This window comes from Xanthomonas sp. NCPPB 2250, from assembly GCF_056725265.1.
The window spans coordinates 5,102,412-5,121,396 of the sequence record NZ_CM161520.1 but is presented as its reverse complement, the minus strand read 5'-3'; the positions used below and the strand labels follow the sequence as shown (position 1 = coordinate 5,121,396).

Sequence of the window (18,985 nt, the reverse complement as noted above, 5' to 3'; positions counted from 1 at the left end):
ACGCGATGGGTTTTGCCGCGGTGCGCGGCACGAGAGACACGACGATGCACATGGACCGTACCGACGACCGCCGCCACCGCCTGCTCGAGCCGCTCAAGCGCGGCCTCGCCGCGCTGTTGTGCTGCACCGTCACCTGGACCTCGCTGCCGCTGTACGCGCAGGTCGCACCGGTCGCCAATCCGGACGGACGCCAGCCCGGCCAGCAGGCCGCGGCCAACGGCGTACCGGTGGTGGACATCGTCGCCCCCAACGCGCGCGGCGTCTCGCACAACCGCTACTCGCGCTTCGACGTCGGCAGCAACGGCCTGATCCTCAACAACAGCGCGCAGATCTCCAAGACCGAACTCGGCGGCTACATCGCCGGCAACGACAACCTGAAGAACAGCGGCGCGGCCACGCTGATCCTCAACGAGGTCACCTCCACCACCAGCCGCCTGCAGGGCTATACCGAAATCGCCGGGGCCAAGGCGCAACTGGTGATCGCCAATCCCAACGGCATCGTCTGCGACGGCTGCGGCTTCCTCAACACCTCGCGCGTCACCCTGGCCACCGGCACACCGCTGCTCGGCGCCGATGGCGCCTTGAACGGTTTCTCCATCACCGGCGGCGCGCTGAGCGTCGGCAGCAACGGCCTGGACGCCTACAACGTGGACCGCCTGGACCTGTTGTCGCGGCAGTTGAGCGTGGGCGGTTCGGTGTGGGCCAAGGATTTGCTGGCCAGCGCCGGTGCGCAGCGCATCGGCTACGACGGCATGCTGCTGGAGGTATTGCCGGGCAGCGACGGCGCACCGCCGGCGATCGGCATCGACGTGGCGTACCTGGGCGGCATGTACGCCGACCGCATCCGCCTGATCGCCACCGAGGCCGGTGTCGGCGTGGTCAGCCGCGGCACCCTGTCCGCGCAGAGCGGCAGCCTGCAGATCGACAGCGCCGGCCAGCTCAGCCTCGCCGGCACGGCGGTGGCCCGCGACGATGTCGACCTGCACGCGGCCGGCGCGCTGAGCCAGCAGGGCGTGCTCGGCTCCCAGCAGGCCGGCGTGCGCCTGCGCGCCGCGCAACTGACGATGAGCGGCGACACCATTGCCCATGGCCTGCTCGATGCCGCCGCCAGCGGCGCGCTGGCGCACAGCGGGCGCAGCAGCGCCGGGGCGATCACGTTGTTCGGTTCGGAACTGGACGTCGGCGGCAGCCTCTACAGCGGCGGCACGCTGGCGTTGAGCGCCAGCGGCGAACTGCGCAGCAGCGGCAACGCCTACGCCGGTGGCGCGGCGCAGCTGCAGGCCGGCGCGGCCTGGCTGCAGCGCGGCGGCACCGTGCAGAGCGCCGGCAGCCTGGCGGTGCAGGCGGCGCGGATCGACGCCGCCGGCGTGCTCGACGCCGGTACCGGTCTCACCCTGCGCAGCGATACCGACATGCGCCTGTCCGGCCTGGCCCAATCCTGGCAGGACGCGAGTGTGCAGGCCGGCGGGCGCCTGGACACGCTCGGCCAGCTCAGCGCCGGCGGGCGCCTGGACTTGGGCGCGGCGGCGATCGGCAATGCGGCCGGTACGGTGGTCTCGGCCGGTGGCGACATCGCGCTGGCGACGCCGGGCGCACTCGACAACGCCGGCACCCTGTACGCCGGCCGCGACCTGCGCATCGACGCGGCCAGCGTCCGCAATACCGGCGGCAGCTACGCCGGGCGCAACGCCACGCTCGCCACCACTGCGGCGCTGAACAACAGCGGCAGCCTGGTGGCCGGCGCGACGCTGAGCGTGGACGCGGCGCAACTGCGCAGCAGCGGCGAACTCGGCAGCCAGGGCGGCGACGTCGCGCTGCGCAGCCGCGGCGACCTGGCCCTGGCCGGGCAGGTCGCGGCGAAGGGCGCGCTGACCGCGCAGGCCGGCGGCGCGCTGCTGCAATCGGGCACCCTGGGCGCAGGCACCGCGCAACTGCAGGCGGTCGGCGACGCCACGCTGGACGGCGTGGTCCGCACCGATGGCGATCTGCAGTTGAGCGCCGATGGCCAGCTGCGTAGCAGCGCCACCCTGGCGGCCGGCGGCAACGCCACGCTGCACGCGCAGGGCGCGTTGCTGCAGAGCGGGCAGGTGCAGACCGGCGGCGCACTGGCGCTGGACGGCGCCAGCATCGCCCAGGCCGGCGTGCTGGATGCCGGCACGACCCTGGCGCTGCGCAGCGCCGGCGACCTGTCGCTGGCTGGCACCGTGCAGTCGCGTGGCGACCTCGCGCTGAGCAGCGCCGGGGCGCTGCAGAACCAGGCCCTGGTCGTGGCCGGCGGCGCGCTCAGCGCCGACGCCAGCAGCCTCAGCAGCGCCGCCGGCGCCAGCCTGTCGGCCCTGGGCGACGCCAGCTTGAGCAGCGCGACCGTGCTGTCCAACGATGGCCACCTGTACGCCGGTGGCGCGCTCGGCCTGCGTGCCGGCAGCCTCGCGCAAACCGGGTCGGCCAATGCCGGCACGACGCTGACATTGACCGTCGATGGCGCCGTCGCCAACCAGGGCGACCTGGTCGGCGGTGACGATGTGCGGCTCGATGCCGGCACTCTCGCCAGCAGCGGCCAGCTCGGCAGCCAGCGCGGCCAGGTCGTGCTGAACAGCCGCGGCGACGTGCAACTCGACGGCGTGGTCGTGGCCGCCGGCGCCTTGAACGCGCAGGCGCTGGGCGATCTGCAGCAGCGAGGCAGCCTGCGTGCGGCCGGCGTGCAGCTCGCTGCCGCGGGCAGTCTGGGCGTGGCCGGCACCGTGCAGAGCACCGACATCCTGCAACTGCACGCGCAACGTGCGCTGCGCGTGGATGGGCAGGCCAGCGCGGCTGGTGCGGTTGGCGTCAGCGCCGCCAGCGTCGCGTTGGGGAACGGCGCCATCCTGCAGAGCGCGACCGCCCTGCAGGTGGACACCGCCGCGCTGGACAGCCAGGGCACGCTGGACGCGGGTACCGATCTACGCCTGCACAGCACGGGCGACATGCAGTTGGCCGGCATCGCCCAGGCCGGGCGCGATGTCGCGGTGCTTGCCGATAGCACCCTCGACAACCAGGCCAAGGTGTTCGCCGGCCGCGCGCTGCAGCTCACCGCCGCCAGCGCCAGCAACCAGGCGCAAGGCCAGTGGCTCGCGCAGACGACGCTCGACGCCAACGTGCAGGGCAACTTCGACAACGCCGGCCTGGTGCAGGCCGGCCAGGCCGCGAGCTTGCGCGTCGGCAGCCTGCAACAGAGTGGCCGCACCTATGCCGGCGACGCGTTGACCGTGCAGGCGGCCACCGCACTGACCAACAGCGGTGACTTGATCGGCAAGCGCGATGTGGTGATCAGCGCCGGCAGCGTGGCCAGCAGCGGCCAGCTCGGCAGCCAGGACGGACAGCTCGGCGTCGTCAGCGCCGGCGATCTGCAACTCACCGGTACCCAGGTCGCCGGCACCGCGCTGCATCTGCAGGCGGCGGGCGATCTGCTGCACGGCGGCACCAGCAAGGCGCAGTCCTTGCAGTTGGAGGCGGGGCGCGACCTGAGCATGGCCGGCACGGCGCAAAGTGCGTCGACCCTGCAGGCGCAGGCACAGCGCGCGCTGCAGCTGGATGGTCAGGCGCTGGCCGGCGGCAGCGTGCAGTTGCGCGGCGCCAGCGTCGGCACCGGCAGCACCGCGGTGCTGCAGAGCACCGCGGACATTGCCGTGGACGGCGGCAGCATCGACAGCCAGGGTGCGCTCGACGCCGGCACCGACCTGACCCTGCATAGCCAGGACGCGCTGCGCCTGGCCGGCATCGCCCAGGGCGGCAACGATGTGCGGCTGACCGCCGCGGGTGCGTTCGACAACAGCGCCCGCGTGGTGGCCGGGCGCGATCTGCAGGTGCAGGCGGGCAGCGCGGTCAACCGCGCCGCCGGCACGCTCGCCGCCGGCCGCGGGCTGGATCTGCACGTCGATGGCTTCCTCGACAACGCCGGCCTGCTGCGCGGCGAGCAAGCGCTGACGTTGCAGGCCGGCAGCCTGCAGCACAGCGGCACGCTGTCCACCGGCCAGGCGCTGACGCTGCGCAGCAGCGGCGCGATGGACAACCGCGGCAACGTGATCGCCGGCGGCGACCTGCTGGTGGACGTGGGCAGCCTCAGCAACAGCGGCCAGCTCGGCAGCCAGAACGGACAGGTCACGCTCACCAGCCAGGGCGACCTGCAACTGGGCGGCAGCGTGATCGCCGCGCAGGCACTGAACGCCACCGCGCTGGGCGACCTGCGCCTGGATGGCGTGGCCAAGGCGCGTTCCATCGCATTGATCGGTCGCGATGTCGGCGTTGCCGGTGCGCTGCAGAGCGCGACCAACGCCACGCTGCAGGCGCAGCGCGCGCTGCGCATCGATGGCCAGGCCCTGAGCACCGGCGATCTGCAGTTGCAGGGCGCCAGCGTCGCCACCGGCAACGCGGCGGTGCTGCAGAGCGCGGCCAGCGCCATCACCCTGCAAGGCGGCAGCCTCGACAGCCGCGGCACGCTCGACGCGGCCACCGATCTGGCGCTGCGCAGCGATGGCGCCCTGGCCGTGGCCGGCGTCGCCCAGGCCGGGCGCGACGTCGCGCTCGCCGCTGGCACCCAACTGACCAATGCCGCGCAGGTGCTGGCCGGCCGCGATCTCACCGTAACGGCCGCCGGCATCGGCAATGCACAGGGCGGCAGCCTCGCCGCGAAGGGCGCACTGGCCCTGACCACCGCCGGCACCCTCGCCAACGCCGGCACCCTGCAGTCCGGCCAGGCCATGACCCTGCAGGTCGGCGATCTGCAGCACAGCGGCCAGGCCTACGCTGGCGACACGCTGAGCCTGCGCGTTAGCGGCGCCATCGACAGCCAGGGCGAACTGATCGCCAAGCGCGACCTGCAACTCGATGCCGCGCGCATCGCCAGCACCGGCCAGCTCGGCAGCCAGAGCGGCCAGGTCGCGCTGACCAGCCAGGGTGATCTGCAACTGGGCGGCACCATCGCCGCAGGCACCAAGCTCAGCGCGCAGGCGCAGGGCGATCTGCTGCAGACCGGCACGCTCAGCGCACAGGCGCTGGACCTGCGTGCGGGGCGCGACCTGACCCTTGGTGGTCAGCTCGCCACGACGCAGGGGCTGCAGGCACAGGCGCAGCGCGACCTGCAACTGGATGGCAGCGTCAGCGCTGGTCAAGACGCCACCCTGCAGGCCGGCCGCACCCTGCGCGGCGGCAGCCAGAGCGTGCTGCACAGCGCCGGCGCGCTGCAGTTGAACGGCGCGGCCATCGACAGCCAGGGCACCGTCGACGCCGGCACCACGCTGGCGATGACCAGCACCGGCGATCTCGCCCTTGGCGGCCTGGTGCAGGCCGCTTCGACGCTTGACCTGCGTGCCACCGGCGCACTCACCAACGCTGCTCAGGTGGTCGCGGGCAGCGACCTGAGCCTCACCGCCGCCAGTGCCACCAACAGCGGCAGCGGCACGCTCGCCGCCCTGGGCAACGCCAGCTTCACCGTGAGCGGCCTGCTCAGCAACGCCGGTGCGCTGCGTGCGCGCCAGCGCCTGCAGTTGGATGTCGGTTCGCTGCAGCAGACCGGGCGCAGCTACGGCGTGCAGCGCCTGGCGCTGACCGCCAATGGCGCCGTCGACAACCGCGGCGACCTGATCGCCGGCAGCGCCCTGCGTGTGCAGGCGGCCAGCGTCGCCAGCAGCGGCCAGCTCGGCAGCGAAACCGGCGACGTGGCCCTGGTCAGCCAGGGCGATCTGAATCTCGGCGGCACCCTGGCCTCGGCCGGCGCGTTCAGCGCACAGGCCGGCGGCGCGCTCAACCAGAGCGGCGCCTTGAGCGCCGCGACCACGCTGCAACTGCAATCGCACGGCGACCTGACCGTGGCCGGCACGCTCAACGCCAACCAGGTCGTGCTCGGCAGCGACGCCGGCGTGCTCCAGCACGGCACCGTCAGCGGTGCGGACATCGCGCTGCAGGGCCAGCGCATCGACAACGCCGGGCAGACCCTGTCCAGCGGCAACTTGCGCCTGAGCGGCGGCACTGTCGCCATCGGCGGCGTGGCCGCGGCCGGCGTGAGCGCCGATGGCAGCCTCGGCAACAGTGGCGCGCTGACCCTGCATGCCGATGGCACGCTCAGCGCCAGCGGCCGTCTGATCGCCGCCGGCAACCTCGCCGCCGATGCCACGCAACTCGCGCTGGCCGGCAGCACCGCCCGCGTCGGCGGCGATGTCGCGCTGACCGCGAGCGGCGACGTGGATCACCGCGGCGCCGACCTGCTCGCCGGCGGCCTGCTCACCGTGCGCGCCGGTGGCGCGCTGGACAACAGCGCGCTCAAAGGCGTCGGCGGCACGCTGCAGGCGGCGGGCCTGGACCTGGGCGCGGCCGCGCTGCGCAACGGCAGCGGCAGCCTGGTGCAGAGCGGCAGCGGTATCACTCGCATCGCCGTCACCGGCGCGTTCGACAACACCAGCGGCCGCCTGGTCAGCAACGGCGGCGACCTGCAACTCGGTGCCGCGTCGATCAACAACGCGCAAGGACGCATCGAACACGCCGGTAGCGGCACCCTCACGGTCGGCAGCAGCGGCGCCCTCGGCAATGCCGGCGGTCGCATCCTCACCCAGGGCCAGCTGCAGCTCAGCACCGGCAGCACGCTCGACAACCAGGGCGGCGCCATCGCGGCGGCCGGCGATGCAAGCGTCACCGCGGCCGGCTTGGGCAACGTCGGCGGCAACGTGTCCGCGCGTGGGCTGAACCTGCAGCTGGGCAGCGGCGCGCTCGACAATCGCAGCGGCGTGCTGCAGGCCGCCGGTGGCAGCCTCGTGCTGCGCGCCGACAGCCTCGACAACCGCGGCGGCACGCTGCAGGCGGTGAGCGTCAACGGTGCCGGTGGCGACCTGCGCGCCGATCTGGCGCATGCGCTGACCAACGATGGCGGTCTGCTCGGCGCCAGCACCGATCTGACGCTCGGCGCGGAGAACGTCAGCAACGCCGCCGGCACCATGCAGGCCGGGCGCGACCTCGCGCTGACCGCACGCGGCCAGCTCGACAACCACCAGAGCGGCCGCATCGGTGCCGCCCGCGATCTCAGCGTCGCCGTCAGCGGCGCGCTGCTCAACGGCGGCGGCCAGCTCGACAGCGGCAATGCCATGACCCTGTCCGGCGGCCGCATCGACAACAGCCAGGGCAGTATCGTCAACAACGGCGGCGGCCTGACCCGGCTCACCACCGGTGGCGACCTGCGCAACGTCGGCGGCAGCCTGGGCGGGCGCGGCAGCGTGGTGCTCGACGCCGCCAGCATCGCCAACGGCAGCGGGCAACTGGTGGCCGGCGGCGACCTGGTCGCCAACACCAACACGCTCGACAACCAGGGCGGCAGCGTCTACGCCGGTGGCAGCATGCTGTTGCAGCGGGGCGGTGCCAGCCTCGACAACCGCAACGGCCGGATCAAGGCCGAGCAGGCGGTGCGCCTGACCCTGCAGAACCTGAGCAACAGCGGCGGGCAGATCGGCGCCGGCAGCAGCGCCGGCGGCGCGGGCGATGTGGTCATCGACACCGTCGGTTTCGACGGCGGCGGCGGCATCCTCGGCCAGAACCTGCTCGACCTGACCATCCGCAGCGACTACACCCACCGCGCCGGTGCCGACATCAGCAGCAACGGCGACTTCCGCCTGGCGGTGGGCGGCAACTTCATCAATGCCTCGGCGCTGCAGGCCGGACGCAGTCTCGGCATCAACGCCAGCAGCATCAGCAATGTGGCCGGCGCCAGCATGCGCTCGGGCAACGTGCAGTTGAACACCGGCGGCAGCGTCAACAACGCCGGCGACCTCTCCGCCAGCGGCAACCTGCAGATCACCGCCGGCTTGGTGTCCAACACCGGCAGCCTGGTCGGCGGCAACGTGCTGTTGGACACCGCCACCCTGGTCAACGGTGCCGACCTGGGCGGCGCCACCGACAACGCCGCCTACGGCAGCGCGCTGATCGGCGCCACCAGCGGCATGACCCTGCTGGTGCGCGACCAGTTGGTCAACCGCGATGCCAAGATCTTCAGCCTCGGCAACATCGCCATCGGCGCCGCCCGCGACGGCAACGGCACCCTCACCGCGCGTACCGGCACGCTGGACAACGTCTCCGGCAGCATCGAGGCCGATGGCAGCATCCTGATCGCGGCGAATCAGATCAATAACCGGCGGCGGGTGCTGAACACGCAGACTGGTCCATTGTCGGATGCGGACAAGGCGGCGGCCAATGCGGCGATGCCGAGCGAACTGATCGAAGGCAGAGGGATCACGTATCCCAACCAGCCCTACTACATCCGCGTCCCTTATCAAGGGCCAAGCCCCGGCGTCTACCGAGAGTATTCGGTCGAACAGCGCGAGCGGTTGATCGCGGCCAGCGCCGAAGGGCGCATCGCGGCGGGCGGCAACATCGCTCTTTCCGGCAGCGTGACCAACAACGCCTCGACGATTGCTGCCGCTGGCGCGCTGCTGGTCAATCAGCGCGGTGTCGCTGGCCTGTACGACGGCATGGTCACTGGCGGTGAGTCCGTGGCGAACCAAGCGCTGGCGTTGAAGCAACAAGTGGTACAGCGCGATGTCGAGCACAAGGTCATCGCGTACATCGACGACTGTGCGATGACGCAAGTCTCCGGACCCAATGCGCGCAAGAGCCCGATCTGCGGCTACAACCGCGAAAACAACGTGCTGTCGACCACAACGGTCGACTCCAGCTACATCGCCCTCGCCGCCAACATGACCGGCGGGCAGGGTGTGTCCATCAGCGGCGCCACCATCAGCAACGGCGCGGTCGGCAGCGACGGCCGCAGCATCGGCGGCGCGTCCTTCAACGCCACCCAGGGCGGGGCCCTGAACCGGTACGGCACGATGAGCGCCGACGGTGCCGGCGGTATCGCCGTGCAGGCGCAGACCGCTGCGACGCCGACTAAGGCCAACGTCGGCAACCGCATCGCCACCGCCAGCCTGGGTGCCATCCGCATCGACGACGGCCAGGCCACGCTGGTCGGCGGCAGCAACACCAATGCGTCCCAGATCCAGGCCAGCAGCGTGCAGGCCCAGCTCGGCGGCGCCGGCAGCGGCGGCCGCAGCCAGGTCCAGGCCGGCACCGCGCAGGCGGTACTCACTGCCGGCAGCGTGCCCGGCCAGTACCAGCAGATCGACCCCGGTACCGGCCAGGTGCCGCAGGTGGTCGGCGGGGTCGGCGCGCCGCTGGGCAACATCGTGTTGCCGATGGGCGGGCTGTACCGCCTGGTCGGCAGCAATGGCGCCAGCGTCAACACCTTGGGCCGCGCCACCAACGGCCTCGGCGGGGTCAAGGCCAACAATAGCGCGCCCGGCCGCCGCTACCTGATCGAGACCGATCCGCGTTTCGTCGACTACAACAACTTCATCAGCAGCGATTACCTGCTGGACAAGCTCGGCGTGGATCCGCAGTGGACCCAGACCCGCCTGGGCGATGGTTTCTACGAACAGCGGCTGGTGCTGGACCAGATCACCCAGCTCACCGGCCGCCGCTACCTGGGCAACTACGCCGACGGCGTGGCCCAGTACCGCGCGCTGCTCGACGGCGGCGTGGCTGAGGCCGACACACTGCACCTGAGCGTGGGCGTGGCGCTGACCGCCGACCAGGTCGCCGCGCTGACCCACGACATCGTGTGGATGGTCGAACAGGAGGTCCAGGGCCAGAAGGTGCTGGTGCCGGTGGTGTACCTGTCGTCGAAGACCGCGCTGACCCTGCGCAGCGACGGCGCGCTGCTGGCCAGCGACAACGGCGACGTCTCGCTCAACGCTACGGCCGGCCTGAGCAACACCGGCACCATCAGCGGCGCCAATGTCAGCGCCAACGTCGGCAACCTGCTCAACCAGGGCCGCATCGTGTCCAGCGGCACCGTGCAGTTGCAGGCCAATCAGGACCTGCTCAACCTCGGCGGCCAGATCGCCGGCCGCGACGTGCTGCTCAGTGCCGGTCGCGACCTGACCAGCACCACTCGAGATGCCCTCGCCGGCGGCGACCTGCGGTCGGGCATCACCGCCGGCAACAACCTGTTGCTGCAGGCCGGCCGCGACCTCAGCCTCACCGGCACCACCGTGCAGGCCGGCAACAGCGCCGCGCTGCTGGCGGGCAACAACCTGACCCTGCAGCCGACCGCCCTGCGCAACGAGGGCGGGCTGATGCGCGGCGGCGATGGCACCAGCCTGACCGTCGGCAACAACCTGTCCCTGCAGGCCGGCAACGACCTGCAACTGCACGGCGTGGCGATCGCCGCCGGTGGCGACGCCGCCTTGCAGGCCGGGCACGACCTGTCGCTGACCCCGGTCACCGACGCCAACGGCAAGGCCACGGTGCGCACCAGCATCGCCACCGGCGGCAGCCTGCAATTGGCCGCCGGCAACGACCTCACCATCCGCCAGGCCCAAGTGAAGGCCGATGGCAACCTGATCGCCGCGGCCGGGCACGACCTCAATGTCACGTCTGTGCTGGGCGACAGCCGCACCGTCACCGACCAGACCCGCCAGGGCAAGACCAAGGTCGTCACCACCACGACCACCCAGGACCTCGACCAGCAGGCGCTCACCGCCGGCGGCAACCTGGTGCTCAGCGCCGGCCACGACGTCAACCTGACCGCCGCCAAGCTCGACGCCGGCAATGGCCTGGCCGTGGTCGCCGGCAACGACCTCAACAGCACCACGCTGACCACGGTCGACAGCAGCGACACCCTGGAGACGCGCAAGCGCTTCAAGCAGACCACCAGCACCCGCGACGAGACCGTCCACGGCAGCGAGTTCACCGCCGGCGGCGACATCGCCCTGCAGTCCGGCCACGACGTGAACCTGACCGCGGCCAACCTGTTCACCGACAAGGGCGCGCTGGCCGTGTCCGCCGGCAACGACGTCAACCTGCTCGCCGAGCAGGAGCAGCACGACGCCGTGCAGGACATGCAGAAGAAGAAAAAGGGCTTCCTGTCCAGCAAGACCACGACCACGCACGACGAGTGGCATGACAGCACCGCCGTGGCGACCACGCTCAGCGGCGACACCGTACAGATCGCCGCCGGTCACGACCTGCTCTCGCAAGGCGCGCAGGTCGCCGGCACCGGCAATGTGGTGGTGGCGGCGGGCAACGACCTGACGCTGGAGACGGCGCAGAACACGCATAGCGAAGAGCACGACAAGAAGGTCAAGAAGACCGGTCTGTACAGCGGCGGCGGCTTCAGCGTCACCCTGGGTGCGAGCAAGCAGACCAACACGCTCGACACCACCGAGGTGAGCCAGAGCGGCAGCCTGGTGGGCAGCACCGATGGCTCCGTCACCCTCACCGCCGGCAATGCCGTGGCGATCACCGGCAGCGACGTGCTGAGCAAGACGGGCACGGCCATCGTCGGCAAGGACGTGACCATCGCCGCGGTCGAGAACCGCGTGGACACGGTGCAGACGTCCAAGCAGCAGAGTGCCGGTCTCACGCTAGGTTTGACGGGAGGCATTGTTGATGCGGCGCTGGCGGTATACGGCACCGCCAAGCGCGGCACGGAGGTCGAAGACGACCGCCTGAAGGCGCTGTATGCGGCCAAGACAGGCTATGCGATCAAGGACAGCATGGGCGCCATCGCCGGTGCCCAGGCAGGCGCGAATGCGCTGGCCAATGGAGAGGGCTTGAAAAGCGCTTCGGGTGACTCTGGTATCAGCTTGAAGATCGCCCTGGGTGCCAGCAGTGCGTCGAGCAAGACGACCACGCACGAGGAAACCACCGGCGGTAGCCGCATCCTCAGCGATGGCAATGTGACCATCGCGGCCACCAGCGGCGACCTCAACGTGATCGGCAGCAAGATCAGCGGCGAGAACGTTGCGCTGGCCGCGGCCAACAACCTCAACCTGCTGAGCAATCAGGAAACCAATACCAGCAAGTCGGAGAACAAGAACGGCGGCGGCGAGATCGGCGTGAGCGTCGGCACCACGACCGGTTTCTACGTCAGCGCCTATGCCGGCAAGGGCAGCGCCAAGGGCAACAGCGAACTGCACACCGAAAGTGTGGTCACGGCCAAGGACACGCTGACCCTGGCCAGCGGCAACGACACTACGATCAAGGGCGCGCAGGCGATCGGCGACACCGTGCTGGCCAAGGTTGGGGGCGACCTGCTGATCCAGAGCGAGCAGGACACCGACGACTACAAGAGCAAACAACAGCAGGCCGGTGTCACCCTGGTCTACGGCTTCAGCGGTAGCAGCGCCAGCTACAGCCAGCAGAAGACCGACAGCAGCTATACAAGCGTGAAGGAGCAGAGCGGCATCCAGGCCGGCAACGGTGGGTTCGACGTCACCGTTGGCGGCAATACGCACCTGATTGGCGGCGCCATCGCCAGCACGGCCGATGCAGCATTGAACCGTCTGTCTACCAATAGCCTGACGGTCGAGGACTTGCAAAACAAGGCCGAATACAAGGCTGGTGGATTTGGTGTTGGCACGGGCGACTGGAAATCCGTGGCGGCCGGTGCGGCCTTGAGCCTGGCTGGCAATCAGAATGGTAGCAGCGGCAGTACGACCAAGAGCGACATTGCCGCGGGCAGTGTCGAGGTGCGCAATGGCGACTCGGCCGCTCTGGCCGGCTTGGATCGAAGCGCTACGGAACTGCAGCAGAGCGGGCTGAAGCAGATATTCGACGAGAAGAAGGTTGCGGAACAGCAGGAACTGGCCCAAGTTGCCGGTGAGGTGGCGTTTAGGTCGGCTAAGGAGCTCATTTCCTACAAGAGGGAGCAAGCGGCTGCAGATGCAGAACAAGCGATGGCCGATCTGGAAGCGGCCAAGGGCGATCCGGATGCGACGGCAGCCGCGAAGGCAAGGCTGAATGCAGCCAACGACCAGCTTGCGAAGTGGAACGACGCGGGAGCGGCAAAGCAGATCACGCAAGTGACGGCGGGCGCATTGGCGGCTGCAGTCTCGGGCGGCAACGTCCTGAGCGCGGCCGGTGGCGTGTTGATGAACGAGACGTTGTTGCCGAAGTTCGCTGACGCACTGCAGAAGGGCGGGATACAGCCGGGAAGTGGTGCCGAAGCCACATTGATGAGTGGCCTCGGAGCCCTGCTCGGCGCTGCAGGCGGTCTCCTGGGTGGCGATGCGCAGGCAGGCGCAGCGTCGGGCAATGCCGTTCAGACCTATGGCTATTACGACTACCGCGAAGGGCGTTCGCAGCGACAGGCGATGGCCGCCGAGGCGCTGAAGAATGTCGGGATCACCGATCCCAATGAAGTCGCCGGTGTCAATGCACTTCTCGACAACTGCGTGAAGCTCGGCTGCGATCCGGACAAGCTTGTGCTGTTGCTCAAATCGCCGGATGCAGCGTCAACGCTGCGAGAGCTCGCGCAACCTGAAAGTGTTGCCTTCGAGCGCTATGGCAAGGGTTTCAATGCGCTGGACGAACAGCAGCGCAAAGATGTTATTAACCACATTCCGACAGGTGAGGTTGACGTTGGTCCTATTGAAACAACTCCAATTGGCACCGTCACCGTTGGGGCAGTGGGAAGTACTCATGCAGATGGCGCAGCTTCTTCAAACAGTGAGGTATCTGAAAGTTCACAGGGAACAGTGGGCTCGCCGCAATCTCAGGATGAAAATTTCAGACTGAAGGGAGCAACGGTTGTCTCCAACCTCGCCATCGCAGGTGGGAAGAAGGTAGAGCAGTTTAAAAATTGGCTGGGCGAAGACAATGCGGAGACCGCCGCGCTTATCTTGATGGCAGCGGCAGGTGGCCCGGTGAAGACCTTGGGCAGTACGCTGTGGGCGGCAACGCCGATGGCGGGATATCTGCAGGAAAAGAAAGAGCAGTATTTGGTCAACCCGCTAACGCCGGTGATTGGCGCCAACGCATTTGGTGCTGAGACCGATAGCGATCAGCAAGCGGTGCAGCCTGCGAGCCATGCGACTAGCTCGATGCTTGTAGATACGCTGCTTTCGTCGATTGGTGCGTTGGGTATTAAAGCTGGTGCGGTCGGCATTATCAAAAGTAGTGATGGATTTGCAAAAAATATAGAACGTGCGGAAAATAACGCTCTTCAGTCAAGCGAGAGTGAAGTTTTAGGTGGCGCACATTCTCAGACTAGTAAGCCTACTAATGACGGAATGGACTCTCATCACTGTCCTGCCAAAAACTGCTATGCGTCTGCGCCAATGAGTAGCGACAAAGGCCCGGCGATGAAAATGGAGCCAGGAGATCATCAGCAGACAGCTAGCTATGGCAACAGTAAAGAGGCAATCGCTTACCGAAATAAGCAAAAGGAACTATTGCGCCAAGGGAAATTGCAGGAAGCTATCCAAATGGATGTCGACGATGTGAAGTCAAAATTCGGCAATAAATACGATGAAAATATTAAGCAAATGTTGGATTATTCAAAAACTTTAGATCCGAATGACTTTATAGGGAGATAGCATTGAAAAATTTCGAATACATAAATGGAGCTGTAGGTCCACTAAAGTCAGGTATGACTAGGGACGAGGTAAGAGCGGCACTCGGCACGCATAGCGAGTTTCGGAAAACAGTATTTTCAGAAAATACAACGGATAATTTCCCTTCATCATCGGCCCATGTCTTTTATGACTTGAGGGATATAATAAAGGGCGTCGAAATTTTTAGCGCTGCTTCTTTTTTCGTTTTTGGGAGCGACATATTGCGCATGAAAGCTAGCGACGCCATTGCATATTTCAATGCGAACCAATTAAAAGTTGAGCCAATTGATTCTGGTTTTAATGTAGAAAAAATCAGCGCAAGTTTTTATGTGCCAGACATGCCAGAAGATGAGTTGGCAAAGATTCTTTCGGTATATATAGATTTTTAATATTGGCCATTAGGAATCATGATTTGATAATTGATTGGGCCTATTATCGATTAGGTCAATAAATTTAAAATTTAGAAAAGCCTTAACAGATGGATTTGGTCCTCCGCTTGGACCGGGTGGGATGAGAAATGATCACTGAAGACTTTAATATAATCAAAGATATTTTTTCAATCATAGATGATGGTATTGTTAATGGTTATGATTATTTCACTTTTGAGGTTAAAGTTGAAGTTGGTTACATCGAAACCCAGTTGACAATTGAAAGAAACGGAATTGCGACAACTGATGTCAAGACAGATATCAATGATGCAGTTCTATATGCACTAGTAAAGCGTCTTAGAGAAAGCGCTGCGCAACGTGGGGAATGTTGGGCTTCTTTTGTTATTTCTTACAGAATTGGTGAACAAGTAAAAACAAATTTTAAATACAGCAGGCAATAATAATTGCAACGCGGTAATGGTGTGTCCTGCTGTAGGGCGGCGCCGTACTCAATGCCACGGCAGGCCTGAGCAACATCGGCACCATCAGCGGCGCCAATGTCAGCGCCAACATCGGCAACCTGCTCAACCAGGGCCGCATCGTGTCCAGCGGCACCGTGGCGCTGCAGGCCAAGCAGGATCTGCTCAACCTCGGCGGCCAGGTCGCCGGCCGCGACGTGCTGCTCAGTGCCGGCCGCGACCTGACCAGCACAACCCGCGACGCCCTCGCCGGCGGTGACCTGCGTTCGGGCATCACTGCCGGCAACAACCGGCTGCTACAGGCCGGCCGCGATCTCAGCCTCACCGGCACCACCGTGCAGGCCGGCAACAGCGCTGCGCTGCTGGCGGGCAACAACCTCACGCTACAGCCGACCGCGCTGCGCGATGAGTCCGGCCTGACCGTCGGCAACAACCTGTCCCTGCAGGCCGGCAACGACCTGCAACTGCACGGAGTGGAGATCGCCGCCGGGGGTGACGCCGCCCTGCAAGCCGGGCACGACCTGTCGGTCAGCCACGACGTTGCCTGTCACAACCCTTGAGCCGGTAAACGCTTTAAAGCCAGTTGGGGAGGTGGCAGGATCTAACCCTGTAACATATTTTAGAGTAGAAGGTGGTGGTTCAGGTGCTGCAACAAGTCAATATCGCATAAGTGTAAACCCCGATAGAACGATCAATATTAATCCTGGTTGTTCTGGTCAACTTTGTGTGAGTGTGGGAAATGCTGATCATGCCTTGTATTATTTGACAAATAAACGTCCAGATGGTTCGGTTGTGGTTTTTGAAGTCGATGCTGCTCTTAGTAGTGAAATTATGAGCAAGGCGATACCGCAACGGCCAATTCCAGGGATAGCTAGAGATCCAACTGCACCCAAAATTGTGGATCCTAATCAGCCAGGTACAGCGTTAGAGCTTCCGAAGGTATGGGAGTCTTTGCTTGAAAAGCATAGCGGTAATGCTAGGATTTATTCTCATGATGAGTTCTTAAAGGAATTTGGAGATGGCTTTAAATAATGAAGTAGCCAACGCACTATTCGATGGCAATTTAAATATCTGCTTCTTCATTTCAAAGGGCAAGACCATATGGGTAGTAGATGAGAAATTCAATTTTTCACTTGACGCAGAAAAAGATTACAGGGCATATCTGGAGAAGGGTCACATAAGCGAAATTCAATATCTGGAAGCGTGCAAAGAATTTAGAGGTGGTCTCTTAAGGCTGACTCAAAATAATTTTGATCAATATATAGAGACTTGTTGCGCCAAGGTTACTTCTAAAGAAGAGCTTGAGTCATTCTTTTTTGATTCAATTGATTCTAAATATGCACTGCTCGATGAAATTGAATTTCATTACGCCTCGGGGTGTGAAATCTCTCAAAAAATTTCAAGAGAGGCAAATTTGATCTCATCCAAGCTTCCTACTTTTTACATTAATTTCGATAGAAAAATTTTTATGCATTTAGACGGGGCGAGAATGCATGAAGATTTGGCTTATGATGACTGGTCCGCAAAAAATGGGGATTTTTTATATTTAATACCTGACTCCCAAAGGTATTGGGTAAAAAATTCACGAGATTACTGGAAGACGCGCTATTTATAAGATCATTAAATTTGTAAGAAAGTTTGGCCTGATAATTTGACTTCAAACTAAGGCTCTGTGAATATGGCTTCATTAAATTATTTAAACCCCAAGTAATTTTTGAGCAGGCGCCCCATATTGGTTGCACTATCAGGACCTGATCGAGGGCTTGAAACAAGAGGCACTTAGGGGAATACAAAAATTTCTAGATATCGTGAATGATGGCAATCGCACAGTAATAGTAGAGTTGTCTGCGCGCGGGCGATATGCGACTGAACGCCACGGCCGGCCTGAGCAACACCGGCACCATCAGCGGCGCCAACGTCAGCGCCACCGCCGACAACCTGCTCAACCAGGGCCGCATGGTGTCCGGCGGTACCGTGGCGTTACAGGCCAAGCAGGACCTGCTCAACCTCGGCGGCCAGATCGCCGGCCGCGACGTGCTGCTCAATGCCAGTCGCGACCTCAGCCTCAACGGCACCACCGTGCAGGCCGGCAACAGTGGCGGGTAACAACCTCACACTGCAGCCGACCGCGTTACGCGATGAGTCCGGATTGACGCGCGGTGGCGATGCCACCAGCCTGACCGTCGGCAAGAACCTGTCAAGGAAGGCACGGCGAGCGGTACGGCAGCAGCCGGCAGAGCCGAAACTCTCAAGCAGTATGCTTCGCCCCTGACCAGCAGGTAGCCCACACGATGACCGACACCCCCACCATTCCCATTCTCTCCACCATCGAAGCCCGCGCACTCGGCTGCCTGATCGAGAAGGAGGCGACCACGCCGGATGCGTATCCGCTCACGGTCAATGCGACGGTGGTGGCGGCCAATCAGAAGACGTCCCGCGAGCCGGTGATGACCCTGAGTCCGGGGGATGTGCAGCATGCGCTGCGGCAACTGGAGGGGCGCGGCCTGGTGCGGCAGCAGTTCTCTTCGCGCGCCGAGCGCTACGAGCATCGGTTGGCCGCGGCGTTGGATCTGACCCAGCAACAGGTGGCCTTGCTCGGCCTGCTGCTGTTGCGTGGCCCGCAGACGGTCAATGAGTTGCTGACACGCGCCGAGCGCATGGCGCGCTTTGCCGATGCGGACGACGTCCGTCATCAGTTGGAACGGCTGGCACAGCGCCAGTTGGCGGTGCAGTTACCGCGCGCCAGCGGGCAGCGCGAGGATCGTTACATGCACTTGCTCGCGGGTCCGGTGGATGCGGAGGCGCTGGCGGCTACGTTCAAGGCGCGGCCGACTGCTTCGGGCCAAGACGAGTTGGAAGGCCGGGTGCAGGCGCTGGAGGCCGAGGTGGCGGAGTTGCGCGAGATCGTGGCGCAGTTGCAGGCGCAGCTCGCGCACGAGTGACGCTGCGTGGACGGGCTTCTAAACGAAGCCTCTAGTTAACCAAAGAGCGCTCACTTGTAGGAGCGGCTTCAGCCGCGACGCGCATTTCCTGGCTCGTCTGTCGCGGCTGAAGCCGCTCCTACAAGCGCGACGACAGAACCCACAAAAGCCGCGGCAAAGGCGGCCGATGCAAAGGCGCGTTACCAGAGATGCCCTAAACGCCCAAAGGCACGCACCAAGCGCAGCGCCCCGCGATCGCAAGATCACCCCACCTCCACCTGCGGAATCACCGCCAGCATGTCAGTCACGCCGACATCGGCACCCGCCTGGCTGAGCAGGGTGGTGGCCTGGCCGCGATGGTGGGTCTGGTGGTTGAAGAAGTGCAGCAGCAGGTCGCCGAAGCGCCGGCCGTGCGATTCGCCACGGGTGTTGCGATAGCGCAGCGCCACGTCCAGGTCGTCGGCATGCAGCTGCGATATCCACTCGGCGATCGTCGCATCCAGGGCCTCGCGTTGCGTCCGCAGGTCTGCCAGGCAGTCGGCCTGCGGCGTATCCAGGGCGGTAGGGACCGGCGTGGCGGCGATGGCCTGCAGCGCCGGGTGCCGTGCCGGATGCTGGGCGAAGCGCTGCAGCCAGATCGTGTCGGCCACCACCAGATGGTTGAGCGTGCCCAGCAGCGACCCGAAGAAGGCACCACGCGGCTCGGTGATCGCGGCGTCCGGCAGGGTCGCAGCCGCGGCGTAGAGCCGCTGGTTCATCCAGTGGCTGTAGTTGGAGAACAGCCGCAGTGTGTGCAGGGTGTCCAT

General features: G+C 65.2%; 9 protein-coding genes. 8 read left to right on the top strand and 1 reads right to left on the bottom strand.

The features are described from left to right. The first annotated feature begins 50 nt into the window (after positions 1-50). The 8 genes from AC1PMG_RS20995 to AC1PMG_RS20960 all read left to right on the top strand — a co-directional run bounded on the left by AC1PMG_RS20995 (position 51) and on the right by AC1PMG_RS20960 (position 18,200). The gene (locus AC1PMG_RS20995; protein WP_481110142.1) at positions 51-14,393 is read left to right on the top strand and encodes a hemagglutinin repeat-containing protein; all 14,343 of its coding nucleotides are present in this window, start codon (positions 51-53) and stop codon (positions 14,391-14,393) included. 2 nt (positions 14,394-14,395) lie between these two features. Further along, positions 14,396-14,800: a hypothetical protein gene (locus AC1PMG_RS20990; protein WP_481110141.1), complete on the top strand. Its 405-nt coding sequence runs from the start codon at positions 14,396-14,398 to the stop codon at positions 14,798-14,800. Positions 14,801-14,928: 128 nt separating this feature from the next. Continuing rightward, positions 14,929-15,240, top strand: coding sequence for a hypothetical protein (locus AC1PMG_RS20985; protein ID WP_481110140.1), 312 nt, complete (start codon positions 14,929-14,931; stop codon positions 15,238-15,240). Between the two features lie 140 nt (positions 15,241-15,380). Beyond that, complete coding sequence (locus tag AC1PMG_RS20980; RefSeq protein WP_481110139.1) at positions 15,381-15,818, top strand: hemagglutinin repeat-containing protein; 438 nt, start codon at positions 15,381-15,383, stop codon at positions 15,816-15,818. Beyond that, positions 15,799-16,290 carry a hypothetical protein gene (locus AC1PMG_RS20975; RefSeq protein WP_481110138.1) on the top strand — a complete coding sequence of 164 codons (492 nt, stop codon included), beginning with the start codon at positions 15,799-15,801 and terminating at the stop codon, positions 16,288-16,290. Before AC1PMG_RS20980 ends, AC1PMG_RS20975 begins: the two co-directional genes overlap by 20 nt. After that, positions 16,277-16,873, top strand: coding sequence for a hypothetical protein (locus AC1PMG_RS20970; protein WP_481110137.1), 597 nt, complete (start codon positions 16,277-16,279; stop codon positions 16,871-16,873). The genes AC1PMG_RS20975 and AC1PMG_RS20970 overlap by 14 nt, the downstream gene beginning before the upstream one ends. A 245-nt stretch (positions 16,874-17,118) precedes the next feature. After that, positions 17,119-17,364 (top strand): hypothetical protein, encoded by a 246-nt coding sequence (locus AC1PMG_RS20965; protein ID WP_481110136.1) that lies wholly within the window; start codon positions 17,119-17,121, stop codon positions 17,362-17,364. A 185-nt stretch (positions 17,365-17,549) separates the two neighbouring features. After that, positions 17,550-18,200, top strand: coding sequence for a YceH family protein (locus AC1PMG_RS20960; RefSeq protein WP_481110135.1), 651 nt, complete (start codon positions 17,550-17,552; stop codon positions 18,198-18,200). A 242-nt stretch (positions 18,201-18,442) separates the two neighbouring features. Here the strand turns inward: AC1PMG_RS20960 and AC1PMG_RS20955 are convergent, their stop codons facing one another. Then, complete coding sequence (locus tag AC1PMG_RS20955; RefSeq protein WP_481110134.1) at positions 18,443-18,985, bottom strand: DinB family protein; 543 nt, start codon at positions 18,983-18,985, stop codon at positions 18,443-18,445.

What these genes read in the sequence shown, in the direction of transcription:
- AC1PMG_RS20995 (WP_481110142.1), top strand. Translation starts at nt 51, where the DNA reads ATGGACCGTACCGACGACCGCCGCCACCGCCTGCTCGAGCCGCTCAAG.
- AC1PMG_RS20985 (WP_481110140.1), top strand. Translation starts at nt 14,929, where the DNA reads ATGATCACTGAAGACTTTAATATAATCAAAGATATTTTTTCAATCATA.
- AC1PMG_RS20970 (WP_481110137.1), top strand. Translation starts at nt 16,277, where the DNA reads ATGGCTTTAAATAATGAAGTAGCCAACGCACTATTCGATGGCAATTTA.
- AC1PMG_RS20965 (WP_481110136.1), top strand. Translation starts at nt 17,119, where the DNA reads ATGCGACTGAACGCCACGGCCGGCCTGAGCAACACCGGCACCATCAGC.
- AC1PMG_RS20960 (WP_481110135.1), top strand. Translation starts at nt 17,550, where the DNA reads ATGACCGACACCCCCACCATTCCCATTCTCTCCACCATCGAAGCCCGC.
- AC1PMG_RS20955 (WP_481110134.1), bottom strand. Translation starts at nt 18,985, where the DNA reads ATGGACACCCTGCACACACTGCGGCTGTTCTCCAACTACAGCCACTGG.